The organism is Streptomyces sp. NPDC059092, assembly GCF_042756365.1.
Taxonomy (GTDB): domain Bacteria; phylum Actinomycetota; class Actinomycetes; order Streptomycetales; family Streptomycetaceae; genus Streptomyces.
In genome coordinates this window covers 46,549-71,868 of sequence record NZ_JBHZEJ010000043.1, presented here as the reverse complement: position 1 = coordinate 71,868, position 25,320 = coordinate 46,549, and the positions used below count along the sequence as shown (strand labels likewise).

The window sequence follows — 25,320 nt, the reverse complement described above, 5'->3', positions numbered from 1 at the left end:
GGGCCCGGGCGAACAGCCCGGGCCCCTTCCGTATGTCCGGCCATCGGGCCCGTCCGGCCCGCGGCGCCCCGTCCCGTACGGGGCCGGCCGCTCCTCAGCTCAGGAAGTCACGGGCGATGTCCGCCGCCAGGCGTTCCAGCAGCGGGCCCGCCTGGGCCATGCAGCGCGCCGGGTCCGGTTCGATGTGGGTGAGGGCGTAGGCACGGGCGATGCCGGCCTTGCCCAGCGCCTCCGGGGGCAGGGCCAGCCGCCCGCAGACCGCGATCACCTCGATGCCCCGCGCACGGGCCGCCGCCGCGACGCCCGCGGGCGCCTTGCCGTGCAGGGTCTGCTCGTCGAGCGAGCCCTCCCCCGTGATCACCAGGGTGGCCCTGGCCAGGGCGGGGGCGAAGCCCAGGACGTCGAGCATCACCTCGATGCCGGGGCGGAAGGTGGCACCGAGGCCGACGAGCGCGCCGTAGCCGATGCCACCCGCGGCGCCGGCGCCGGGCGAGAGCGCGAGAGCGGCGGCCCGCGGCCCGACGGCCGCCTCCAGGACGGTGGCGTAGTGGACGAGGGCCGCGTCGAGGACGGCGACGTCCTCGGGGCTCGCGCCCTTCTGCGGTCCGTAGACGGCGGGGGCGCCCTGCGGTCCGGTCAGCGGGTTGTCGACATCGCTGGCGAGGACGATCTCCGCACCGGCGAGCCGGGGGTCGAGGCCGGAGAGGTCGGCGGTGGCGAGGTCCCGCAGTCCGCCGCCGCCCGGACCGACGGGCTTGCCGTCCGCGTCCAGGAAGCGCGCTCCGAGAGCCGTGAGCATCCCCGCGCCGCCGTCGGTCGTGGCGCTGCCGCCGACGCCGAAGACGAGGGTCCGCGCGCCCGCGTCGAGCGCGGCGCGCAAGAGCTCGCCGGAGCCGTACGTGGTGGCGGTGAGCGGGGCGAAGACGCCCTCGGGGAGGTGCTGGAGTCCTGACGCCTCGGCCATCTCCAGGACGGCCGTACCGTCCCGCAGGGCGTAGGCGGCGGTGACCGGGCCGCCCAGGGGGCCGGTCACACGGGTCTCATGGCGCTCGAAACCGGCCGCCACGGCGGCGGCGACCGTACCGTCCCCGCCGTCCGCGACGGGCAGGGTCTCGACCCGTACGCCGGGGGCGATCCGCCGGAGCCCGGCCGTCACCCGCTCGGCGACCTGCGTCGCCGTGAGCGATCCTTTGAACTTGTCCGCCGCGATCAGTACGCGCGCGGTCGTGGACACCGCTCCGTCCGTCACTGTGCATCCTTTACGTTCGAACAGGCAGTCGCGCCGGTCCTGACCTTATCCGTACGGACGGCCCCCTGCCCAGAAGCGGTGGCGGCCCTCGGGGGAGGGCGGTGCGGACACCGTCCTCTCCCGAGGGCCGCCGAAGCACATGGTCGCGATGCCCACCGGGAAGACGATCCGGCCGATCGGGGAGTGTCGGGGTCGTGCAGAGGGGCCTCGTACAGAGGGGCGTCGTACAGAGGGGCGTCGTACCAACCCGAACCGTCAAGAGCGGTTCCAGGCGCCGGTCCCCGTCCGCCCCTGCGTCTCCGGTAAGGACGAAGGAAGGCCCGGCGACGGGGGGCGCGGCCGGGCCGGGGGGGCTGTTCGAGGTGTGGGGCTACGCGGCCCGGACCGGTGGTGTCACCTGACCGCCGTCAGCGGGCTCCCGTCCTTCCGCGGCTCGGTCCGGTCCAGCTCGGCGCCCTCGATGTCCAGGTCGGGCAGCAGCCGGTCCAGTCGGCGGGGCAGCCACCAGGCGCCCTTGCCGACCAGCACGAGGATGGCCGGCCCCAGCGTCATCCGGACCAGGAACGCGTCGACCATGATGCCGACGGCGAGGCCGAAGGCGATCGGCTTCAGCGTGAGGTCCTCGGCGGTCACGAAGCTAGCGAACACCGCGAACATGATCAGCGCCGCGGCGGTGACGACCCGCGAGGCGTGCCGCGAACCGGCGATCACCGACTCGTGGTGCCTGCCGGTGTGGACGAAGTCCTCCCGCATCCGGGAGACCAGGAAGACCTCGTAGTCCATCGCCAGTCCGAACAGCACCGCGATCAGGATGATCGGCATGAAGCTGAACACCGGTCCCTGGGTCGGCACCCCGACCAGACCGGCGAGCCAGCCCCACTGGAAGACGGCGACGACCGCGCCGAACGCCGCGGCCACCGAGAGCAGGAACCCGAAGGCAGCCTTGAGCGGGACGACGATCGAGCGGAAGACCAGCAGCAGGAGGAGGAGCGCCAGTCCGACCACGATCGACGCGAACGGCAACAGGGAGGCGCTGAGCTTGTCGGAGACATCGATCGCCGCGGCGGTCGAGCCGGTGACCAGGATCTCGGCGTCAGCCTTCGCGGCCAGTTCCGGTGTCCCGGCGCGGATGTCGCGGACCAGTCCCTCCGTACGCTCGTCACGCGGCCCGGCCTTCGGGACCACGGTGAGGACCGCCGTGGTGCCGTCCTCGCTGATCTGCGGCGCGCTGATGGAGACGACCTCGGGCAGGTCGATCCGCCCCAGGCCGGCCGCCACCTCGGCGGCGGCGGGCGCGGGATCACCGTCCGCGCTCCGGACGAGGACGAGCAGCCGGCCGTTGCGCCCGGGGCCGAAGGCGTCGGAGATCAGGTCGTACGCCTTACGCTGGGTGGACTCGGGCGCGGCAGTGCCGTTGTCGGGCATGGCCAGGGCGAGTTGGGCGGCCGGGAGCGCGACGGCGCCGAGCGCGATGACGACGGCGAGCACCGTGGCGAGCGGCCTTCGGGTGACCAGCCGGGCCCAGCGCTCGCCGCCGGAAGGCCGCCGGCCGCCGCCCGTGGCGCGCTCGCGGCGCTCGGCCCGCGAGCCGGGCTTCGGCCGCAGCCGCGTCCCGGCGAAGCCGAGCAGGGCGGGCAGCAGGGTGATCGCGACCGCCACCGCCATCAGGACGGTGCCGGCGGCGGCCAGCCCCATGACGCTCAGGAACGGGATGCCGACGACGGAGAGCCCGGAGAGCGCGATGATCACGGTGAGCCCGGCGAAGACCACGGCGCTGCCCGCGGTACCGGTGGCCCGGGCGGCGGACTCCTCCGCGTCCATGCCGTTCGTCAACTGGGTGCGGTGGCGGGAGAGGATGAGCAGGGCGTAGTCGATGCCCACGGCGAGCCCGACCATCAGCGCCAGGCTCGGTGCGGTGGAGGAGACGGTGGCGATGTTGGACACCAGCAGCAGTCCGACGAGCCCGACGGCCAGCCCGATCAGTGCGGTGAGCAGCGGCAGTCCGGCGGCCAGCAGAGAGCCGAAGGTGAGGATGAGGACGATGACCGCCACGCCGAGGCCGATCACCTCTCCGATGCCCACGGTCAGCCCGGCGGAGCTGTAGATCGTGCCGCCGACCTCTGCCTGGAGGCCGCTGGAGCGCGCCGAACCGGCGATCTTCTCCAGGGCGGTGACGCTGGAGTCCTCCAGCGCGTCGCGCTTGATCGGGTAGAGGACCTGTGCCAGCGCCGTGCGCTGGTCCTCGGAGACGGACTTCGCCTCGAAGGGGTCGACGGCCGTCTCGACCTGGGGCGCCTTCGCGGCCTCCCGTACGGTCTTCTGGATGACGGCGCGGAAGGCCGGGTCGTCGACGGTCGCGCCCTCGGGGGCGACGAAGACGAGTTGCGCCGTGACACCGATGGCCGCGGGCTGCGACTTCTCCAGTACGTCGATGCCCTTCTGCGACGGGGAGCCGGGGATGGTGGCCTCGCTGTCGAGATGCGAACCGAAGGTGGCTGAGCCGCCGATCGTCAGCGCGATGAGGAGCAGCCAGCCGATGAGGAACGCGCCTCGGTGACGGAACGCCGTCCGGCCGAGCGAGCAGAGCAGGGTGGCCATCGAAATATTCCTTCAGCCGTGGGACTGACCGGAATGGTCGGTAGGGGAAGCAAGCGCGGTGGACGGGGTGTGCGGAGCCTGCGGGGCTTTGGGGGCGGGCGGGTCGATCAGCGCGGTCAGCACCGCCGACAGCGCCTCTTCGACGGTGTCGGCACCGATCGCCTCCGGGTCGGCGACGCACTCGTTCGACAGGCCGTTGCACAGGCAGTGCAGGATCAGGGCAGCCAGTTCGGGCCGGACGGCCGGACGGACGCCGGTGCGTTCGGCGACCGCCGCGATCGAGCGGGCCGCGGTGGCGCGCTGGGCCCGGCGCAGCGGGGTCAGGATGGCCCTGGTCCGCTCGTCCCTGGCGGCGCGGGCCGCGAACTCCAGTCCGAGCCGGCCGCGTTCGGCGTCGCCGACGATGCGGCGCGCGACCGTACGGGCGGCCAGGCCGACCGCTTCGGACGGCTGGTCGGTATCGCCGATTCCCTTCATGACGGCGGCGAACTCGCTGTCGGCGCCGGCACCGAGGATGGCGCCGAACAGCTCCTGTTTGCCGGAGAAGTTGGAGTAGACGGCGCCCTTGGTGAAGCCGGCGGCGTTGGCGATGTCCTCCAGCCGGCTGTCGGCGTAGCCGTGTTCGGCGAAGGAGCGTGCGGCGGCCGTCAGCAGCCGGCGACGGACCTCGTCACGCGGGACGCGCGGGACGGGCCCGTCATGCTCGGCAGGGTGTGAAGGAGCGGGGTGCGGAGGAGCGGGGTGCGGAAGGGCGGGGTGCGGAAGGGCGGGGGCTGACGGGGCGGAGTGTTCCAGTGGGTCGGGATACCCGGGGTATTCGATACCCGGAGTACCGTGCCGCGTCGTGACTCCGCTGGACGGGAAGCGCATGGTGGTTCTCCCTGGGTGTGAGGAGCCGCGTCCGGGTCCGGTCGGCGGAGGGGTTCTCAGCGGGCCGTGCGCACGGTGATTCCGCCGTTGTCGGTGGTGGCGGTGATGGTGTGCGCGCTGCCCGCGTCGTTCGGCACGTCGACCTGGACCTTGCCGTTGTCGGTCTTGGTGGTGACCTTGTACGTGCCGTCCGGGACCTCGACCGTCACCCCGCCGTTGTCCGTCTTCACGCCCACCTGGTCGGGGACGGCGGTGAAGGCGAGATACACCTTTCCGTTGTCCGAACCGGCCTCGACGCGGCGCGACTTGAGTCCGGTGGCCCGTACCTCGCCGCTGCCGCTGCGTACGGTGAGGGCGCCGGACGAGTCGCTGACGGTGACCGCCCCGTTGTCCGAGGAGATGTCCAGGTCGGTGGTGAATCCCGACGCGGTGGTCCTGCCGTTGTCGCCGTCGATGGTGAGCGCGGTCCTCCGCGGTACGAGCACCTCGTACCGCGCGCCGCAGTTGCTGATGACGGATCCGCAGCTGGTGGTCAGGCTGAGCGCGTCGCCGGTGAGCTTCCACGACGCCTTCGGCTTGTCGCCGACGGCGGACCAGCCGGAGAACCAGCGGGTGACCTCGACCTCGTCGACGTCGGCGGGCTTGACCGTGAGGTCGCCGTTGCTCCGGGAGATCGTGAGCTGGTCCCCGACCGGCCCGAAGGAGCGCTTCTCGGGGGTGTTGTCGTCTCCCGTCGACTCACCGCACCCGGTGACGGCCACCAGTGCGAGTAACGCGCCGCCGGCCAGGATCGAGGTGCGGAAGATGCGGTTGGGCGGGGCCACGGGGTGCCTCCGAAGTCTGGGGTCCTACCGACCGGGTGGACCGATGACGCTACGGAGGAATCGACGTGCCATCGATCCGGTCCGCCCCCCGGATTCGGGGGGGGCTATCCCCCGGTCGTGCCCTACGGTCCGCCTCCCCGGGGTGCGTTCGGGCGGCGACCGGCCGCCCGAACGCACCCGGAGTTGACTTTCAGGTTGCCTGAACCTCGACAATCACCGCCATGGACAGCACTACAGGTTCCACCCCGACCGGCTCCACCCCCGTCGACATCTCGATCGGCCTCTTCCAGCCGGAGCTGCTGAGCATCAGCGCCTTCGCCCGGCGCGTCGGTGTCGCCCCGAGCGCCCTGCGCTTCTACGACGACTGCGGCGTCCTGGTCCCCGCCCGGGTCGACGCCACGACCGGCTACCGCTCCTACAGCCTCGACCAGGAGATGCGGGCGCGCGTCCTGCGAAGCCTGCGGGAGGCGGGACTGCCGCTCGCGGAGGTCGTGGTCGTGCTCGACGGCGATCCGGACGCGGCGCGTACGGTGCTGGAGCGGCACCGCGGCACCGTACGGGAACGGTCACGGACGGCCGATGCCACGATCGCGGCCGTGCTGCGCTCCCTGCCCGGTGCGGAGGGCCCGGACGGCGCGGACGCGGAGGCGAGCGCCCCCGGGGCCGGGCCGGTCACCCGGGTGCGGCTCGGTGGCGCGGAACTGGCCGGTGCCGTACGGCAGGTGGGGGCGGCCGTCGGCGACGATCCGGAACATCCGGTGCTCGGCCGCGTCCTCGTGGAGATCGACGAGAGCGAGGTCCGGCTGGTGGCCACCGACCGCTACCGCCTCTCGACCCGGGTCCTGAAGCCGGTGGTCGCGGTGGAGGGCCCGGACCGCCGGGTACTGCTGGACGCCGGGCCGTTGGCCGAGGCGGGCGTCTGGGCCGCGCGGTGCGCCGCGGTGACCGTCGAGGTCGACGCGGACGAGGCCCGGATATCCGACACGGACGGCTCGGGCTCCCGCGAACTGAAGCTGTGGGACGGCGAGTTCCCCGCCTACCGGGACCTGCTCACCGAGCTGCCCGAGGCCCGGCACCGGCTGATCGTCGACCGGACGGCGCTCCTCGACGCCATCACCGCGTACGCCAGGACGGACGACGAGACCGACGGCGGGGTGGACGGCGGGGTGGACGGCGAGACGGAGAACGGGGTGGACGGCGGAACGGACGGCCGATCGGGTGGCGAAGGCGCGGCGCGAGGAGCGCCGGGCACGTCGGCGGTCGCCCTGCGGCTCGGTGAGGACGACGTACACATCTCCCCGGCCGAGCGGACGGACCAGCCGCCCCGATCGGGCCGGTCGCACGACGCGTCCACCACCCTGCGCGCCCTCCGCATCGGCGAGACGCCCCTGCGGATCGGCTTCGACCCGGCCGTCCTCGCCGCGGCGCTCGAAGCGAGCGTCGGCCCCGACGTCCTGCTGGAGATCTCCGCCGTGACCGAACCGGTGGTGGTGCGCTCGGCGGACCAGGGCAGCTTCACCACCCTGGTCATGCCCGTCGCCCTCGCCGCGACCCCGGAGGACTGACATGACATCGGCAGGACGTTCGGACACGGCGACGGACCCGGGGACCCCCGTCGTACAGCTCTGCGCGCAGGGCACGCGGGCCGAGACGGATGGCCGGGCCGACGAGGCGCGGGCCCTGTTCCTGCGGCTCTGCGCACGCGCCGACCTGGAGGCGCTGAGTCTGCTCCTGCCCACCTGCATGGGGAGCCTCGGCACCCCGGAGGGCGAGGAGCGGGTCACGGCCGCCTTGCGCATGCTCCACACCGAGCGGCGCCTGCCCGACCCGGAGCAGCGCGCCCTCGCGGACGCGATCAGGGCCCGGGCGGCCTGACGGCACCCCCGTCACCTCATCCGCGCGCGGCTCGCCCCCGTCGCCCCGCCACACAGCCGATATGACGGACCGTTCGAGCCGAATCGCACGTTCATTCCGCGTTGGTCCCCCGTGCACGCCCTCGCGGCACCATCCTGGTGTCCCACTGGAGTCCCACGACCACCGGAGGCACCATGCGAAGGCAGACACGCGGCCGGCTCACGGCGGCCCTCTTCACGTCCGTGCTCGTCGGCTCCGCCGTCGTGGCCGGCGGGGGCGCGGCCCATGCCGAGGACGCGGCGGCGGCCCGTTCCGTACGGAAACCGGCCGCCCCGCCGGCCTCGGCCGCCCTGCCCACGCTGCCCGCGGCGGTCGACGGCGGTGCCTGGGAGTCCGGACACCTCCAGGGCATGGCTGTGGACCGCACCAAGGGCGTCATGTACTTCTCCTTCACCAACCTGCTGGTGAAGACGGATCTGAACGGCAGACCGCTCGGCTCCGTCACGGGCTTCACCGGCCACCTCGGCGACCTGGACCTCAACACGGCGGACGGCCGGGTGTACGGCTCCCTGGAGTACAAGATGGCGAAGGCGTTCTACATCGCCGTGTTCGACGGGGACCGTATCGACCGGATGAACATGGACGCGGCCTCCACGGGTGTCGTCTCCACCGTCCATCTCAACGAGGTCGTGAAGGACTACACCGCCGACATGAACGGCGACGGGGTCTTCGACGGCGACACCGCCGACACGCCGGACCACCGCTACGGTTGCAGCGGCATCGACGGGGTCGCCTTCGGCTCCTCGTTCGACGGCAGGGGCGGCCTCAAGCTCACCGTCGCGTACGGGATCTACTCCAACACCGCCCGGCGGGACAACGACCACCAGGTCCTGCTCCAGTACGACGTCCGGGCGTGGAAGAAGTACGAACGCCCACTGACCGAGGACGCCCCGCACACCTCGGGCCCTCCCGCGCCGGACGGCAAGTACTTCGCTTACACCGGCAACACCACGTACGGCGTGCAGAATCTGGAGTACGACGCGCGCAGCGGCAACTGGCTGATGTCCGTGTACAAGGGCAAGAAGACGACGTTCCCCAACTACTCCCTCTTCGTCCTGGACGGTTCCAAGCGCCCGGTGCAGGGTGCTGTGCGCGGCCAACGGCTCGCCGAACGCGGTACGTTGCTGTCGCTGCTCCCGCGCGGGCTGCACCACGCGGCGTCCGGTGTGTACGGCTGGGAGGCGGCCGGACAGTACGGGCTGATCTCCTTGGACGACGGCCGCTATTACGTCGCCGAGGCGGGCACCGTCCAGTCCGGCGGTGTGACCCGGCAGACCGGCCGCGCCGTCCTGCACCGCTGGACGGCGCTCACACCGAACCCGTTCACGCCGGCGGACGCTTCCTGACCCGGGCGGCGCGGTGGCGGGGCGGCCGGGCGGTGGGGCGGCGCGGTGGCGGGGCGGCCGGGTGGCCTGGTGGTGAGGCGGTCGACTGGTCGCGGGCGGCACGCCGCACCGCCGCTCACCGGCCGTCGCGTCTCACCACAGCCCGTCGGTCACCACTCCCCCGCCGGCCGCCGGGGCGCCCTCGAAGGAGAGGAGTTGCTGCTTGCGGCTCAGCCCGCCGCCGTATCCCGTGAGACTGCCGGTGGAGCCGATGACCCGGTGGCAGGGGACGATGATGCTGATCGGGTTCTTTCCGTTGGCCAGCCCGACGGCGCGCGAGGCGCCCGGCTTGCCGAGGTCTTCGGCGAGTTCGCCGTACGAGCGGGTCTCGCCGTAGGGGATCCGCAGAAGCCGCTCCCACACCTGGCGCTGGAACGGGGTGCCGTTCAGCGTCAACGGGACGTCGAACGCAGTCAGTTCACCGTCGAAGTACGCGGTGAGCTGACGCACGGTCTCGGTGAACGGCCCCGGGTCCTCGGCGCCGAAGGACTCCTCGGGCGGACGGTGGCGCTGCTCGTGCATGTAGAGACCGCTCAGGATTGCGCCGGTGGCGACGAGGGTCAGCGGTCCGTACGGGCTGTCGATCACCGTGTGAACTGTACGAGCGGTGTCAGCGGTGTCAGCGGTGTCAGCGAGATGAACGGTGTCAGCAGTGTGCACCGTACGCGTGGTGGCCATGGTGTTCTCTCCGGTCATGGTGGGGTCAACTCCCTCACGCGGGAAGGTGGTTGATGGCATGGTTCTCGGTGGCCCACAGATACTGCACGGCGTACGCGCGCCAGGGCCGCCAGGCGGCGGCGCGCGCGGTCAGCGCGGCGGGTGTCGAGGGCAGTCCGAGGCCCGCCGCGGCCCGGCGGATCCCGAGGTCCGTGGGCAGGAACGCGTCGGGGTCGCCGAGCGCGCGCATGAGGATCACCTCGACCGTCCACGGCCCGAAGCCGGGCAGGGCGTTGAGCCGGGCCCGCGCCTCCTCCCAGTCGCTGTCGGGGCCGAGCCGCAGCGTGCCGTCGGCGAGGGCCGCGACCAGCGTGGTGAGCGTCGTCCGCCGGCTGCGCGGCAGGGCCAGGGCCTCCGGGTCGAGCGCGGCGAGCGCCGCCGGGGGCGGGAAGAGGTGCGTGAGCCCGCCCTCGGGGTCGTCGACGGGCTCTCCGTACGCCCTGACCAGCCGGGCCGCGTGCGTCCTGGCGGCGGCGGTGGAGACCTGCTGTCCGAGCACGGCCCGTACGGCGAACTCGGCGGCGTCCACGGTACGGGGCACCCGCCGCCCCGGCGCCTTGTCGACCAGCGGGGCCAGCAGCGGGTCGGCGCGCAGTTGTCCGTCGACGGCGACGGGGTCGGAGTCGAGGTCGAGCATCCGGCGGCAGCCGCTGATCGCGACCGTGAGATCGCGCGGGTCGGTGAGGGAGAGCCGGCACGCGATGTGGTCGGGGCGCGGGGTGAGGGCGACGATGCCGTGTCCGTACGGGAGGGAGAGCGTGCGACGGTACGCGCCGTCCCGCCACTCCTCGACGCCCGGGACGGCGGTCGCGGCGAGGTGGCCGAAGAGATTGTCCGGGGTGAGGGGTGCGCGGAACGGCAGGCGCAGCGAGATCACTCCGGGGGTGGTGCGGGTCTGCTCCGTGGTGCGCGGGGCGCGTGAGCCGCGCGCGCCCCGGGTGGCCCGGGTGCGCAGTTCGCCCGGTGGGAGCGCGAAGACCTCCCGAACGGTGTCGTTGAACGCCCTGATCGAGGCGAAACCGGCGGCGAAGGCGACCTCGGCCATGGGCAGCCCGGTCGTCTCGATGAGCAGCCGTGCGGTCTGCGCCCGCTGGGCGCGGGCGAGGGCGAGCGGCCCGGCGCCCAGTTCGGCGAGGAGCTGGCGTTCGATCTGGCGGGCGGAGTAGCCGAGGCGGGTGGCGAGGCCGGGCACGCCCTCGCGGTCGACGACCCCGTCCTGGATCAGGCGCATGGCGCGGGCGACGGTGTCGGCGCGGGCGTTCCACTCCGGGGAGCCGGGGCTGGTGTCGGGCCTGCACCGCTTGCAGGCCCGGAATCCGGCCTGCTGGCAGGCGGCGGCGCTCGGGTAGAAGGTCATGTTCTCGGCCTTCGGCGGCACCACCGGGCAGCTCGGCCGGCAGTAGATGCGGGTGGTCAGGACCGCGGTGAAGAACCAGCCGTCGAAGCGCGCGTCCTTGGACCTGACGGCCCGGACGCAGCGCTCGGTGTCGGCGTGCATCGCGAGGTGCGTGGCGGTGTGCATGGGTCAAGCATCGGGCATGCGGAGCGTCCCGGCTGGCAGAAAAACGACATCAGCGTCCGGCGTCCACCGCGACCCGCACGGACCTCCCCCCTGGGCAAAGGGGCGCGCCGGAGGTAATTCTCTTCGGCTTGTTTCGGACCACGACTGGAAACCCTTCTGTGAAGCCACCGTGAATTCACCTCCATATTTCTCCGGTCACGCACCGCTGACCACGCAATACACCCGCCGCATGGTCCGTTCCGAAAAGGATCACCTGATGACCGAATCGGTCTCTTGACCATTCCTTGAGAAAGAAACGAGACTCGCAAGCAACACTCACACATCAAGAGACACAACGCATGATCATGCGGATGACCGCGCGGATGACCACCGCCAGCGGTCGGACGAATGACCACGCGAGACCGGTGCCGCTATCGCATGGGGGTGTGACGGGGGAACGCAGGGATTGCGTGCGCATGCGCATTCGACTTTCACGCATGTGCGCCACACCCTCACCTTTCCTCCTCACATCTTGGTGCGCGAAGGGAATGGAGGGGGAATGCCGACGCATATGGGCTACCCCGGCGTTTACATCGAAGAACTCCCCAGCAGCGTCCGTACCATCGCGTCGGTCACCACCTCGGTGACCGCGTTCGTGGGCCACACCCGCCGGGGCCCGCTCCATCAGCCGGTACGGGTCACCAGCTTCGCGGACTTCGAGCGCCGTTTCGGCGGTCTCACCGCACGCGGCGCCGTCGGCTACGCCGTACACCAGTTCTTCGGCAACGGCGGGACGGTCGCGGTGATCGTGCGGGTGGCCAAGGCCGGCACCGGCAAGGAGGCCTGCGTCACGCTCAACTCCACCGAGGGGAAGAGCGATTGCCCGGTACTGGAGGTGTACGCGAAGGAGCCCGGGGGCTGGGGTTCACGGCTGCGGGTGGCGGTCGACCACGACACCCCCGCCCCGGACCGTACGTTCAACCTCCAGGTCCTCGACGCGCGCGGCGGGGCCCGCGAGTCCTTCACCGGCCTGTCGATGGACCCCGGCCACGGGCGTTTCGTGGAGACGGTGGTGAACAACGGCTCCGCCCTCGTCCGGGTCAAGACCCTGGACCGGGACCGCCCTGACCCCTCGGGCACCGTGTCCAAGCCCTTCGCCGCGAAACTCCCCGATCTCAACGTCGAGTTGAAGGTGAAGATCGCGGACGTGGAGCGCGAGTTCACCCTCCACGACCCGCACCACGACGGCGAAGCGCCCACCAATGTGGTGGAGTTGGCGCTGCTGCTGGAGCGCAAGCTGCGCTCGCTGCCCGACGCCCCGGGGAAGCACACGTACGCCGGTGTCCAGGTCACCCCGTTCGGCCGCCGGATCCAGGTCGTCGCCGGGTCCATCGACCCCGCCGACGTCGTGCGCTTCATCGGGGAGTGCGCCAACGACCTGGGGCTGGAGGGCTCGGTCAACCCGCCCGCCTTCGCCCTGGAGGGCGGGGAGGACGGCGACCCGCCGGGCCCCCGCGACCTCATCGGCAGCGAGACGGCCAAGACCGGCATGCAGGCCCTGCGTGATGTCGACGACGTCAACCTGCTGGTCCTGCCGGAGCTTTCGGCGTACGAGTCCACCGCGGACATGGTCACCGTGGTCTCCGCGGCGGACCAACTCTGCAAGGAACGGCGGATCTTCCTGCTCGTGGACTCGCCCTCGGGATGGGGCACCGTGGACGCCGCACGGGCCGGGATCGGCTCCTTCGACGCGGTACGCGGCGATCACGCGGCGCTGTACTTCCCGCACGTGCAGCTCACGGATCCGCTCACGGGTCGGCTGCGCGCCTTCCCGCCGTCGGGCGCCGTCGCCGGTGTCATCGCCCGGGTCGACAGCGAGCGCGGGGTGTGGAAGGCGCCGGCCGGGACCGAGGCGCGGCTGGCCGGGGTGCGGTCGTTGACGGTCAAGCTCACCGACCGGGAGAACGGCCTGCTGGGCCCCCTCGGGGTGAACTGCCTGCGGACGTTCCCCGTGGTCGGCCCGCTCGTGTGGGGCGCCCGGACGCTGGCGGGCTCCGACGCGCTCGACAGCGAGTGGAAGTACGTGCCGGTGCGGCGGCTCGCGCTGCATGTCGAGGAGTCCCTGTACCGCGGTCTCCAGTGGGTCGTCTTCGAGCCCAACACCGAGCAGTTGTGGCAGCAGATCCGGCTGAAGGCGTCGGCGTACCTCAACGACCTGTTCCGGCAGGGCGCGTTCCAGGGCGGCACGCCGCGCGAGGCGTACTTCGTCAAGTGTGACAAGGACACCACCACCGAGGCCGACATCGACAACGGGGTGGTCAACGTCGTGGTCGGCATCGCGCCGGTCAAGCCCGCGGAGTTCGTGATCGTGAAGATCCAGCAGGTCGCCGGAGAGTTCGACCTTTCCTGACCAGACCGAGGTAAAAGGAACCCGAAGGAAACCGATGGCTGAGTTCCAGATCAACGCCCATCGCTTCGACCCGTACAAGAATTTCAAGTTCCTGGTTCTCTGGGACGGGCGAACGGTCGCGGGCGTCAGCAAGATCAGTCCGCTGAAGCGCACCACCGAAGTGGTCAAACACCGCCACGGCGGCGACCCCAGTTCTCCGCGCAAATCACCGGGCCGCTCCGAATTCGAGGGGGTGACGCTGGAGCGCGGCGTCACCCACGACCCGGAGTTCGACCGTTGGGCCAACAAGGTCTGGCAGGTCGGTGCGGGACTCGGCGCCGAGGTGTCGCTCCGCGATTTCCGCAAGGACATCATCATCCAGGTCCTCAACGAGGCCGGTCAGGTCGCCGTCTCGCACAAGCTCTACCGGGCCTGGGTGAGCGAATACCAGGTGCTCGGCGAGCTGGACGCGAACGCGAACGCCGTCGCCATCCAGAGCGTCAAGCTCGAATGCGAGGGCTGGGAACGGGACTACGAGGTGGAGGAGCCGGTGGAACCGTCCTTCACCCATCCGGCGTAGCGCCGCCCCTCTCCCCACCCAGACCCTGACACGGAGGAACGAGGGATGACGCCGACGGGCCCCGCCGAGCTGCTCGCCACCTGGGAGGCCGGGCTGGCACAGCACGACTCGGAGAGGTCGCTGCTCCTGCACCACGCGGCCCGCCCCGGGGCCGCCGCCGACACACTGCTGTCGCTGCCCGTCGGCGAGCGGGAGGCGGATCTGTTCGCGCTGCGCCGGGCGCTGTTCGGCGAACGCATGCAGGTGCGCATCGGGTGCGGGGGCTGCGGGGCCGACATGGAGTTCGACCTCGACGCGACGGTCTTCGGCGTCCGGGGTCGGAGTCCGGACGGGCCGCTGCGGGTGGCGGAGGGCGAGTGGGTCGTCGAGTTCCGGCTGCCCAGCGTCGCCGACCTCGCGGCGGCCGGTGCCGTCGACGACGCGGCGGACGCCCGCCGGCTGCTGGTGGCGCGCTGCACGGTGTCGGCCGTGCGAGGCGGGGAGGCCGTACCTCCGGAGCGGCTGGCCGCGCTGCTGCCGGCCGAGGTGCAGCGACGGCTGGCCGAGGCGGCGTCGGAGGCCGACCCGGCAGCCGAGGTGACCTTGAACGTGAGCTGTCCCGAGTGCGGTGGTGCCACCCCCGCCGAACTGGACATCGCTTCCTACCTGTGGACGGAACTCGACACCTGGGCGAGGGACTTGCTCCTCGACGTTCATCTGCTCGCCACCGCCTACGGCTGGAGCGAAGCGGAGATCCTGGCGCTCAGCCCGCTGCGGCGCCGCTACTACCTGGAGCTGTGCGCGGATGTCTGACTACTTTGACCGGCTGCTCGCCCGCTACACACCGGTGCCGGCGGCTGACAGCGCCGGCGGCGGCACCGGGGGCAGTGACGGCTCCGGCGGTGCGGGGGGTACGGACAGGGTGACCCGGGTACGGCCCCGGCTCCCCGGACCGTTCGAACGCGTCGAGGCGCTGCGCACGACGCCGCGGGAGCCCGACGCGCCCGCCTCGCTGATCCCGTCGGCTCCGCACCCCGCCTGGGGAGCGCCCGAGTGGGTGGAGCGCGAACGGGAGGTACGGACGGACCGGCACACGGTCGTACGGACCGAGACGGCCCGGCCGGGCGACCCTGTGGAGCGGGCGGCGGCCACCGACCCCTTCCGCGAGGTGGAGCAGGCCAGGCCCTCGGCCAGGCCGTCCCCGTCCCCGGCTCCGACGCCGGGAGCCCGCCGGGGCACGGACGACGGCTCGCTCACCCCGCGCCGTACGGCGGAGGCCCTTCGGACGCCGGGCGGCGCGCCCGCCACCGCCCCGCTCGGCGCGTCCGGTTCCCTCCGGGCCGCCACCGGGCGGCCCAGGCCCCGCGACGTCGATACGACCACCGCGCGCGGCGCCGCGCAGAACGGGGTGGGACGCCGGGCGCCCCGGCCTGCCGAGCGCACCGTCCACGTACAGATCGGTCGGCTGGAAGTGAGCGCGGCGCCGCCACCCGGCCCGCCGCGCACGGCGGCCGACCGCCCGGGCACCGCCGGACGGCGTGCGCCCACGCTGACCCTGGACGACTATCTGACCCGCGGCGAGAGGAGGAACTGATCCCATGAGCAACGCACTTGCCTTCGCCACGGTCACCCAGGCCCTGGCCCTGCTGATCGGGAACAACCTGTCTCCGGAGATGGACATCGCGGTCACGGTGGAGACACGCAAGCCGCCCGCCGAACCGCCGACCGAGCCGACGATCCATGTCTTCCTCTACCAGGTCACACCGAACCCCTCGATGCGCCACACCGACCTGCCCACCCGCGCCTCGGACGGCACCCTGGTCAACCGCCCGACGGCGGCGCTGGATCTGCACTTCCTGATCAGCGCGTACGGGGACGAGACCACGCTGGTCGGGCAGCGCCTGATCGGCTGTGTGGTCCGCACGCTGCACGAAATCCCCGTCCTGCCACAGGACTTGATCGAACTGGCCGCCGAGCGGCCGTATCTGGCCGGGAGCGACCTCGCCCGGTCCCCGCAGCGGGTGCGCTTCACCCCGACGGTGATGGACATCGACGAGACGTCCAAGCTCTGGGGGATGCTCCACCAGACGCCGTACACGCTTTCGGTGGCCTACCAGGCGTCGCTGGTGCTGATCGAGGGCCGCGAGAAGCCGGTGCCGGCGAAGCCCGTGGAGCGGCGGACGGTACGGGCGGTGCCGCTCGGCGCACCGGGCGAACCGGCCCCGGCCGAGCCCGTCGGTCCCGCCGAGGACGAGGCCCCCGCGTCCGCGCCCGTTCCCGCGAAGAAGCGCGCTCAGGGCAAGACCCCGGCGCCCAAACGGGCGGCATCGGCATCCCGTACCCGCAAGGTCACCGCCACGAGCGGACGCGGCCGGACGCCTGCGCGCGCCGATGACACCGGCGCGGGCGCCGACACCGACACCGAGGCGGGCGCGGGCAACGTCGCAGGCGACGGCGACGGCAAGGAGAGCTGAGGGACATGGGCAAGACGGGGGCAGGTGAACACATGGGCACGGACAAGGATGGGGTTCGCTCCGGTACGACGGGCGGCCGGGCGCTGACCGAGGCCGTACGGTCCGTCCTCACGCGCGTCGACGCCCACGCGGGGCGCGCGCAATCCGGGGACACCCCAACTCCCCCCGAGACAAACCCGTCCCACTCCCCCACCGACTCCACCGCCCCCGCCCATCCCTCCACCCTGGAAGCCCTCGCCTCCTGCTTCGGACTCAGCGCCTTCGAACGCGAGGTCGTGCTCCTCGCCGCGGCGGCGGAGCTGGACCCCACCACGGGCGCCCGCTGCGCCGCGGCGAGCGGCGCCCCGGACCGGGCGTACCCGACGTTCTCCCTCGCCCTGGCCGCGCTCACCGAACCGCACTGGAGCGCGCTGACACCCGTCGCTCCGCTGCGCCGCTGGCGGCTGATCGAGCTGGACGACGAGACCCGGCTGACCACGTCCCGGCTCCGGCTCGACGAACGCATCCTGCACTTCCTGGCCGGCTCGCCCTATCTGGACGCCCGGCTGCACGGGCTGCTGCGCCGTACGGCCGTACCGGACACACTCCCCGCCTCGTACGGCCGGGCGGCGGACCGGGTCGCGGCGGGCTGGGCGGGCGGCGCGGGACCGCGGGCCCCGCTCCGGGTCGAGCTGGTCGGCGGCGACCCACGCTCGCGCGCCGACATCGCCGCGGCGGCGGCGAGCCGTTCGGGGCTCGGGCTCTACGCGCTCACGGCGGAGGACCTGCCCACCGTTCCGGCCGAACGTGACCGGCTGGCCCGGCTCTGGCAGCGCGAGGCGGTACTGCTGCCGGCCGCGCTGCTGGTGGAGGCGGACGACCGCCTGGACCGTGAACAGGGCGCCGCGGCGGACGCGTTCATCGAGAGCGCGGCCGTACCGCTCTGCGTCTCCAGCACCGATCCGCGGCCGAACGAGCGCTCGCGCGGTGAGCGGGTCACCGTACCGGCGCTCGACGCCGAGGAGCAGCTCAGCGTGTGGTCGGACGCCTTCGACGGCGTTCCGGACGTCTCCGAGGACGATCTGCGCCACCTCGTGGAGCAGTTCTCGCTGCCGCCGCATCTCATCCAGGCCGCCGGGGCGACCGTCGTACGGGATCTGCCGCACGCGGACGGCGACGCGAACGCCACCACGCTGGCCTGGCAAGCCGGCCTCGGCGAGGCCCGGATGGGCATGGACGAGCTGGGCCGGCGCATCGAACCACAGGCGTCCTGGGGCGATCTGGTGCTGGCGGAGCGGCAGTTGAGAATCCTGCGGGAGACCGTGGCGCATGTACGGCAGCGGGCCACCGTCTACCAGGATTGGGGTTTCGCGTCGACGCTGCGCCGTGGCCTCGGTGTCACCGCGCTCTTCGCGGGCGGCTCGGGCACCGGGAAGACCCTGGCCGCCGAGGTGATGGCGAGGGAACTGGGGCTGGATCTCTTCATCATCGATCTGTCGCAGGTCGTCAGCAAGTACATCGGTGAGACCGAGAAGAACCTGCGCAAGGTCTTCGACGCCGCCGAACGCGGCGGCGCGCTGCTGCTGTTCGACGAGGCGGACGCGCTCTTCGGCAAGCGGAGCGAGGTGAAGGACAGCCACGACCGGTACGCGAACCTTGAGGTGAGCTATCTGCTGATGCGGATGGAGGCGTACCGGGGCCTGGCGATCCTCACGACCAACATGAAGCAGGCTCTGGACACGGCGTTCATGCGCCGTATCCGCTTCGTCGTCGACTTCCCGTTCCCCGGCGAGTCAGAACGGGCCGAGATCTGGCGGCGGGTGCTGCCCGAGCGGGCCCCGATGAAGGGCATCGACCCCGCGCTACTGGCCCGGCTGACCGTGGCGGGCGGCTCCATCCGCAACATCGCGCTGTCGGGCGCCTTCCTCGCGGCTGAGGAGGGCGACCGCCTCCAGATGCGCCACATGCTGGAAGCGGCACGCACCGAATACCTCAAGCTGGACCGCTCGTTGGCGCCTTCGGAGGTCCAGGGATGGATCTGAACGAGGCGCCGCGCACGGTACGGGTGGACATCGGCGAGCTGGTCCTGGACGGCTTCGACCGGCTGGACCCCGAGCGCGTATCGGCGGCGTTCGAGGCGGAGTTGACCCGGCTCGTACGCGACCGGGGCATCCCCCTCGCCACGGGAGGCGGCCGGGCACTGGACGCCCTGACCGGACTGCCGCCCCTGCCCGCGACCACCTCACCGCGCCGCCTGGGCGAGGCCCTGGCACGCGCGGTGCACGCGGGGCTCTCGGGGCGCGGCGAGGAGACGTACACCCCGCCGGACGGACCACGAGGGGGCGGGCGATGAGCGCGCATACGTCATCCGCCGCGTCGCAGGAAGCCCGTTCGGCACAGGAGGCCGGACGGCGCAAGCGTAAGGAGCGCGCGGCGGCGTCCCGTACCCCCGAGCCCAAGGACATCGTCAGCGGCGCGGGCCAGCCGCTGGACCTGAGCGTGCGCCGCGAGCTGGAGGAACAGCTCGGCCACGACTTCAGCCGCGTACGCCTCCACACCGACCGCGACGCGGGCACCCTCACGGACCTGCTGGGCGCGGACGCGGTCGCCGTGGGCCAGGACATCTTCTTCCGCGAGGGCACCTACCGTCCGGGCACGGCCGACGGACAGCGCCTGCTGGCCCACGAGTTGCTGCACACGGTCCAGAACCCGGACGGCCTGGGCACCCTGCGCGCGGGCCGCGGCCTGGGCGCGGTGAGCCTGCCGCAGCAGGCGATGGAACGCGAGGCGGAGTCGACGGCGCAGTCCCTCGTACGGGACGGGTTGCGCGACCGGGACGAGCAGTCGGCGGCGGTCGAGGAGGGCCAGGCAACACCCGGCTGGCTCCGCTACGCGACCGTCGACGCCGACCGTCAGCGTCTTGAGCAGATCGACCCGGCGACGCTGGTCGACCGCCTGGCCAACGGCGTCGTACGGTCCCTGCGCGGCGACCCCGAGGACCGGTCGAAGCGCACCCGTATGCAACTGGTGCGGCTGCCGCTTGAGTTGCAGGACGCCGTGCTGGACCGGCTGGAGAGCAGGCTGCTGAGCCCGGAGCACGAGCGGGTGCTCGACCTGGTGGACCGGATCGAGTCGGACGGCGAGCCCGAGCTGAGCGCGCTGGACGCGCCCGCCGTGGAGCCGGACACGGCGGCCGAGTTGCGGTACGGGCGCGAGAGTGGGCTGCGGGCGTCCGAGGAGCGACGGCGGGAAGAGGAACAGGAGAAGCCGGAGGGGCAAGGGGAGAGCGAGCGCGATCAGGAACGAGCGCCTGCTCCGGGACACGAGAAGAACGCGGACGGTGGGCCCCCGCGAGCCGGGGCGGGCGCGACGTCGACGGAGCCGCGGCCGACAGCTCCCCAGGCCGAGGGGACCACGTCCGAGAAGCCGGGCGGCGAGAAGGCGGACAGGGGAGAGACACAGTCTCCCGCGGCGCCGGAGGCCGCGGATCAGCAGCCTGCCGCGGCCGCGAGCAAGGAGGAGTCGGCCGCCAAGAACCGTACGGGCGCCGCCGAGCCGGTCGTGGCGGACCGGCAGCCGAAGCAGGAGGACAGGAAGGGCCAGGAGAAGCCGGCCGGTTCCCCGACGGCGTCCGGGAAGGACACCGAGCTGCCGGCTCCGCTCAGCACGCTCGACGGAACGCGCGGCCAGGATCTCGACGGTCCCGAGGAGAGGGCCGACGAGGACCCGTTCGGCTCCCGCAACGAGTCGGAGGTGGAGGCCGGGAGCGACGAGAAGAGCGCCTGGGACATCAAACTCCAGCCGGAGGACTTCCTTCCCGCGCAGGACCTGGACGTGTCCGCCGTACCGACGGCGGACAAGCTGGACCCGTCCTCGTCCGCCACCCCGGCGATGCCGTCGTTCCCGGCGCCGCCGACGACCAAGGCCGACCAGGTACAGGCGGAGCGGGACGCGGAGGATGCCGAGGACGCCGCGGCGGAGGCAGCGACGGAGGCGGAGGAGACCGGCGCCGACACGGAGCAGTCGCGGTCCGGGGACCAGCCCGAGGACGTGGTGCAGGAACCGGGGCAGAACGCGGGGTCGGCACCCGCGCCCGTGCCGCTGCCGGGGCCGGGGTCGGCGTCGAGGGACCCGAAGAGCGGAGCCGACCCGAAGGCCGGTCCTGTCTCCGCGCAGATCACGGTGCAGGAGGCACCGGGCGCCACGTCCGGGAGCGGCACCGCTGAGGTGGGGGGCGCGGGCAGCACGACAGCCGGGGGCGGCGATGCCTCGGGCGGCGCGCAGGAGAAGGCGTCCCAGGAGGCGGTGGGCGGCACGTCGGCCGCCCCGGAGTCCGCGGCGAAGGAGGACCAGAAGAAGGCGCCCCCGACAGCTCCGGCTCCGGCTCCGGCTCCAGGGGCCGGAAACGAGGCCACTTCCAGTCCGGAACCCTCGGCCCCTGCGGCCGCGAAAGCGCCGAGCTCCGCTCCGAATCCCTCTGGTCCGGCGACAACAGCACCCGCACCGTCTCCCACCACACCGCCACCCCCACCTGCCGCCCCACTCGCGGAGTCGCCCTCCCCCGCGCCGAAGGCGAAGCGCTCCACTCCAGCTCCTGCCGCCAAGGCGTCGGGTGGTGGACGAGGCGGAGGCGGCGGCGCGGGTGCGAAGGCGGTAGCACCGGCCAAGGGCAAGAAGGGCGCGGCACCGGTCCCCGACCTGTCGACGGCGTCCCCCGAAGCCGGCCTGTCCACCGCGTCGAAGCTGAAGCCGCACTTGGCGGTCCAGGCCATGACCGGGGTGAGCGGCGCGGTGGACCGTACCGTCGACGACGAGCACAGGACGCTGGCCGCAGCGCCGCCCACGATGCAGCGCCCGGCGGGCGCACCGCAGACGCTCCAGGGCGCCCCGAGGACCGACGCACCGGCCCAGTACTCGGACGACCCGGCCCAGAGGTCCGAGGCTCCGGACGACGAGAAGGCCGAGGTCACGGGCGCCAAGGAGCCCGGGGGCGAGATCGAGGCGGAGAAGGCGGAGGAGCCGGGCGGCTGGGACACGTTCAAGATGGCGCTGGGCTTCATCGGCGGCAAGGTCGTGAACAAGGTCGCGGGCTTCTTCGGCGCCGACAAGCCCGTCGTGGACCCTCAGGAACTGGCGGCCAAGTTCGCCGGCCTGCCGACCAAGGACGAAGCGCTGAAGCAGGCCCAGGCGGGCGATGCGCCGGACGTCGAGATGCAGGGGGCGGCGGGCGAGACCTCCGACGAACAGGGCGCCAGTGTCGACGCCAAGGGCCAGGAGACGGTGGCGACGGGGCGCGACGACGCCGCTCGCGACATGGGCGAGCGCCAGGTCTACCCGAACGCTCCCAAGGAGCGGATGACGGCGAAGATCCCCGGCTCGAAGGGCGGCAAGGGCGGGGCCCCGGCGGCCGGCGCGGCGACCGGCTCCGTACCGCCCGAGGCGGCGTCGGAGGTGGCCGAGCACGAACGCGGACCTGAGTTCCAGGCGGCGTTCACCGACGGTCAGAAGAGCGTGTCCGACGGGCGGCAGACCAAGGGCGAGGACTTCCGCGACTCCCAGGCGAAGCACAAGCAGCAGGTCGAAACGGAGATCGGGACCAACACCAGGAGCCAGACGGACGAGCGCGAGAAGGCTCTGGCCAAGGTCACGACGGAGCGTACGGGCTGGCGCGAGGAGCAGGACCAAGAACTCAAGACGCTCGGCACGAAGAAGACGGACAAGCAGGAGAAGGTCCGCAAGGACGTCAAGGAGAAGGAGGAGAAGACCGACGACGACGTCGGGAAGGAGAAGGAGGACGGCGACAAGAAGATCCGGGACGAGAACACCAGGGCCGAGAAGGACGCGGAGAAGACACGCGACGACAGCGTCAGCGAGTCGGGCGACTGGGTCAGCAAGGCCTTCGACTGGATCAAGCAGAAGGTCATCGAGATCAAGAACACGATCGTGCGCGTCATCAGGCAGGCGCGCGACGCGGTCGTCGGCTTCATCAAGAACTTCAAGGAGACGGTCGAGCGCTGGATCAACGAGGCGCGAAAGTTCGTCGTCGACACGATCAAAAACCTGATCAATGACCTGATCGAGTTCGCCAAGTCGATGGTGCGGGCGGTCATCGAGCTGGCCAACCGCATCCGAACCCTGATCACCACTCTGATCGAGACGGCGATCGCGCTGGTCAACACGTTGGCCAACGCACTGAAGCAGATCGTCTCCGACCTGCTGAACGCCATCGGCAAGATGCTGAGCGGCATCCTGGACTTCCTGAAGAAGATGCTCCAGGCCGCGGTCGACGCGGTCCTGAGCGCGGTGAAGTCGGTCCTGGACTTCGCCTCCAAGCTGCTGAGCGCGCTGGGCGACTGGATGCTCATCGCGGTCGACTTCCTCATGGACCCGGGCGGCTGGCTGAGCGGCGCGAAGAACTCGGCGGTGGACGGGGCGAAGAACCACCTGTTCCGGGAGGTCTCCTCAGCCGTCAAGCAATGGTTCCAGGACAAGATCCAGGAAATCATCGGGGTGCCGAAGGCAGTCCTGGACAAGCTGCTCGGCGGCGGCATGAAGATGGCCGACATCGTCAAGGAGGCGTGGAACGCGGTAGTCCCCCAACTCCCTTTGATCATCGGCGAACTGGTCATGACGAAGGTGGTCGCCAAACTGATCCCCGGCGCGGGCTGGGCCCTGGCGGTCATCGACGCCATCCGCACGGCCTGGGGCGCCCTGAGCGCGATCCTGAGCGCGCTGGGCATGGTCCTGGACTGGCTGAAGGCGGTACGCCGCGGCGGCGCGGGCATCCTGTTCGCGAAGGCGGTAGCGGCGGGAGTGGTGGCACTCCTGGAGGTCCTGTACCAGGCGCTGCTGACGGGCATCGGCAAGTACGTCTCGAAGGTGGGCCGGCGTCTGAAGGACGTAGCGGCCAAACTCGGCAAGCCGAAGCCCAAGAAGCCGGGCGGCCCCAGGGGCGCGACGGGCGAGGACGCGGACAGCAGGGGCGGGCCCCGCACCGACAAGCAGCCGGGGGCCCAGCCTTCGAGTCAACCGGCGTCCAGCGCCACCTCCAAGCCTCCTGCCACTCGTCCGGCGGCCGGGGCGGTTCCGACACAGAAGCCTGGGCCCGGCACGAAGCCAGGACTCGACAAGCCCGCTGGAAGCGGGCCGAGGAAGCCCAAGGACACCGACCCCGCCGAGCCCAAGAACACGGACAGCGACAGGAACGGCAAACCGAAATCCGGCAAGGACGAACCCGAACCGGACATCCGCCCGGCGCTTTCCGCGACCCCCAAGCCGAAGGACAAAACCCCGGACAAGCCCAGGGACACCAAGGAGCCCACCAAACCGAAGGACGAAGAAAAGGGCCTCCAGAAGCCAGACGCGAAAGACCCGAAACACACCAAGGACAAGAAGAACAACGAGGACGGACCCGACAGGGCAAAGGACAGCGAAAAGTCGGGCACGCGCAAGGACGGAACGCGAACTCCATGGACCAGAAAGGGCGATGAACGGCACCCGAGGGACGCGGATCCAGCTAAGAAGGGGCAAGAAAAGAAGGACCGGCGGAAAAAAGAGGAGAATTCGAAGGAGTCCAAAGATGCCAGGCTCCGTAGGATCGTTGCAAAAATAAAACCCCGACTGGGTAATATGCTTGATCGAGGAGTTCCACGCCCCGTCCTCAACGCGTCGCTGATACCGATGAGGATGTGGTACCGACTCACCTCACTCAACGCCGAGGGGGGCAAGCGCTTCGGGATCGAAGCCACTCTCAACCCAAAGGAGCAGGTACTCAAGGCGTTGGGAATCACCATACCCAGACGCGAACTACTCGAATTCCTCCAAGGGTTGGCCACGAGACTTGAAGCCGACCCGAACATGGTCACCGCCAGCCAGAATGTTCAGCTATCCCCAAAGCTCCCAGGCATTGTTCCACAGCACACCGTGAACGCTCCGACACCACCTCCTGCCGTCTCACGCATCACCCGCAATGACCAGCCGTTGGGGCTGCAAGAACAAGAAGTCATGAACGTCTTCGACGAGGGACAAACATCTGGCGCAACCACACCGTCCCCACCAGCCGTGCGACGCCAACAGACCGGCCCCAGAGCAGCCAACAAGATCGTCACTGGCGAAGGAATCACATGGGAGGAACAGTCGGCCCACTCTTACAAGTCGGCAAACAAAAAGGACAGGAAGACCGGCGAGAAAAACAGGATACTCGGAATTCCCGACGAATATACGCAACAGGGGAACTGGCCTGAAGCCGTCGAATATCTCGACAATCACTTCCGCGCAAAACCACAGTCCGGCACTCTCGATAAGGTCCAGCGCGTCAACCTGCTCAAGACGGCATGGATCATTGGAAACCAGGAGGTCGACCGCGACCCGATGGCACTCGTCACGAACGCGCTCGTCGTGCAACGATTGAAGAAGGCACAGCTGAGTGGCGCCTCTCCTGCTCGACTCACCAGAATGTTCCTGGAGATCCCAGCAGCGTTCAAGGGTTCCGAGCGAGCCGGTGAGATCCTCAATGAGGATGTGGCGGGCCATCGCTCGATCGCCGGAGCACGAGCAGCGATTCAACATGAACTTGATGGCGAAAGCAAGGAAGACGCCCGGCGGCGACGGAACAGGGAGCGAGCGCCACTCAATAATGCCAACCGCCTGGCGAACCGGCACGTACAAGCCGTGTCTGCTTGGATGAAGGAGTTCAACGTCGAACAGAAAGTGGAAGCATCACTCAACGCCGAGAACCTGGCCGGCACCGAGAGTCGTGAAAAAATCATCAAAGAAAGAATATTCCACGAGATCGAAGACATGGTGCGAGAAATGTATGGCGCCACTGAACGCCGGTAATCCCCGACACGCCCAGGAGAGTG

17 protein-coding genes are annotated in these 25,320 nt (G+C 71.1%); 11 read left to right on the top strand and 6 right to left on the bottom strand.

The genetic code is table 11. The features are described 5' to 3' along the window. Window positions 1-94 precede the first annotated feature (94 nt). The 4 genes from ACFXPL_RS23680 to ACFXPL_RS23665 all read right to left on the bottom strand — a co-directional run bounded on the left by ACFXPL_RS23680 (window position 95) and on the right by ACFXPL_RS23665 (window position 5,541). A complete protein-coding gene (locus tag ACFXPL_RS23680) occupies window positions 95-1,249 on the bottom strand; it encodes a glycerate kinase (protein WP_384922921.1) in 1,155 nt (384 codons plus the stop codon). Between the two features lie 393 nt (window positions 1,250-1,642). After that, complete coding sequence (locus ACFXPL_RS23675) at window positions 1,643-3,847, bottom strand: MMPL family transporter (protein ID WP_384922919.1); 2,205 nt, start codon at window positions 3,845-3,847, stop codon at window positions 1,643-1,645. 12 nt (window positions 3,848-3,859) lie between these two features. Beyond that, on the bottom strand, window positions 3,860-4,717 hold the full coding sequence (locus ACFXPL_RS23670) for a TetR/AcrR family transcriptional regulator (RefSeq protein ID WP_384922916.1): 858 nt from the start codon (window positions 4,715-4,717) through the stop codon (window positions 3,860-3,862). Window positions 4,718-4,773: 56 nt separating this feature from the next. Next, on the bottom strand, window positions 4,774-5,541 hold the full coding sequence (locus ACFXPL_RS23665; RefSeq protein WP_384922913.1) for a DUF4097 family beta strand repeat-containing protein: 768 nt from the start codon (window positions 5,539-5,541) through the stop codon (window positions 4,774-4,776). Window positions 5,542-5,762: 221 nt separating this feature from the next. Between ACFXPL_RS23665 and ACFXPL_RS23660 the strand changes: the two genes are divergently transcribed. The 3 genes from ACFXPL_RS23660 to ACFXPL_RS23650 all read left to right on the top strand — a co-directional run bounded on the left by ACFXPL_RS23660 (window position 5,763) and on the right by ACFXPL_RS23650 (window position 8,801). Next, window positions 5,763-7,106 carry a MerR family transcriptional regulator gene (locus tag ACFXPL_RS23660; protein WP_384922910.1) on the top strand — a complete coding sequence of 448 codons (1,344 nt, stop codon included), beginning with the start codon at window positions 5,763-5,765 and terminating at the stop codon, window positions 7,104-7,106. Between the two features lies 1 nt (window position 7,107). Further along, a complete protein-coding gene (locus ACFXPL_RS23655; RefSeq protein ID WP_384922907.1) occupies window positions 7,108-7,416 on the top strand; it encodes a hypothetical protein in 309 nt (102 codons plus the stop codon). Window positions 7,417-7,589: 173 nt separating this feature from the next. Next, window positions 7,590-8,801, top strand: a complete 1,212-nt coding sequence (locus ACFXPL_RS23650; protein WP_384922905.1) for a hypothetical protein — start codon at window positions 7,590-7,592, stop codon at window positions 8,799-8,801. 132 nt (window positions 8,802-8,933) lie between these two features. Here ACFXPL_RS23650 and ACFXPL_RS23645 read toward each other — a convergent pair whose 3' ends face one another. Together ACFXPL_RS23645 and ACFXPL_RS23640 are read right to left on the bottom strand one after the other, a co-directional pair. After that, window positions 8,934-9,518 (bottom strand): methylated-DNA--[protein]-cysteine S-methyltransferase, encoded by a 585-nt coding sequence (locus ACFXPL_RS23645; RefSeq protein ID WP_384922933.1) that lies wholly within the window; start codon window positions 9,516-9,518, stop codon window positions 8,934-8,936. A 34-nt stretch (window positions 9,519-9,552) separates the two neighbouring features. Beyond that, complete coding sequence (locus ACFXPL_RS23640) at window positions 9,553-11,055, bottom strand: AlkA N-terminal domain-containing protein (RefSeq protein WP_384922930.1); 1,503 nt, start codon at window positions 11,053-11,055, stop codon at window positions 9,553-9,555. 562 nt (window positions 11,056-11,617) lie between these two features. Here ACFXPL_RS23640 and ACFXPL_RS23635 point away from each other — a divergent pair. The 8 genes from ACFXPL_RS23635 to ACFXPL_RS23600 are packed head-to-tail and all read left to right on the top strand — an operon-like array spanning window position 11,618 to window position 25,297. Next, window positions 11,618-13,468, top strand: coding sequence for a phage tail sheath family protein (locus ACFXPL_RS23635; protein ID WP_384922902.1), 1,851 nt, complete (start codon window positions 11,618-11,620; stop codon window positions 13,466-13,468). A 34-nt stretch (window positions 13,469-13,502) separates the two neighbouring features. Continuing rightward, window positions 13,503-14,027, top strand: coding sequence for a phage tail protein (locus ACFXPL_RS23630; protein WP_382885789.1), 525 nt, complete (start codon window positions 13,503-13,505; stop codon window positions 14,025-14,027). Between the two features lie 45 nt (window positions 14,028-14,072). Next, complete coding sequence (locus ACFXPL_RS23625; RefSeq protein WP_384922899.1) at window positions 14,073-14,819, top strand: hypothetical protein; 747 nt, start codon at window positions 14,073-14,075, stop codon at window positions 14,817-14,819. Next, the gene (locus ACFXPL_RS23620; protein WP_384922896.1) at window positions 14,812-15,600 is read left to right on the top strand and encodes a hypothetical protein; all 789 of its coding nucleotides are present in this window, start codon (window positions 14,812-14,814) and stop codon (window positions 15,598-15,600) included. Before ACFXPL_RS23625 ends, ACFXPL_RS23620 begins: the two co-directional genes overlap by 8 nt. A 4-nt stretch (window positions 15,601-15,604) precedes the next feature. After that, window positions 15,605-16,480 (top strand): Pvc16 family protein, encoded by an 876-nt coding sequence (locus tag ACFXPL_RS23615; RefSeq protein ID WP_384922893.1) that lies wholly within the window; start codon window positions 15,605-15,607, stop codon window positions 16,478-16,480. Window positions 16,481-16,485: 5 nt separating this feature from the next. Beyond that, the gene (locus ACFXPL_RS23610; RefSeq protein WP_384922890.1) at window positions 16,486-18,501 is read left to right on the top strand and encodes an ATP-binding protein; all 2,016 of its coding nucleotides are present in this window, start codon (window positions 16,486-16,488) and stop codon (window positions 18,499-18,501) included. After that, on the top strand, window positions 18,492-18,812 hold the full coding sequence (locus ACFXPL_RS23605) for a hypothetical protein (protein WP_384922887.1): 321 nt from the start codon (window positions 18,492-18,494) through the stop codon (window positions 18,810-18,812). Before ACFXPL_RS23610 ends, ACFXPL_RS23605 begins: the two co-directional genes overlap by 10 nt. Further along, window positions 18,809-25,297: a DUF4157 domain-containing protein gene (locus ACFXPL_RS23600; protein WP_384922884.1), complete on the top strand. Its 6,489-nt coding sequence runs from the start codon at window positions 18,809-18,811 to the stop codon at window positions 25,295-25,297. The genes ACFXPL_RS23605 and ACFXPL_RS23600 overlap by 4 nt, the downstream gene beginning before the upstream one ends. The last annotated feature ends 23 nt before the right edge of the window (window positions 25,298-25,320 follow it).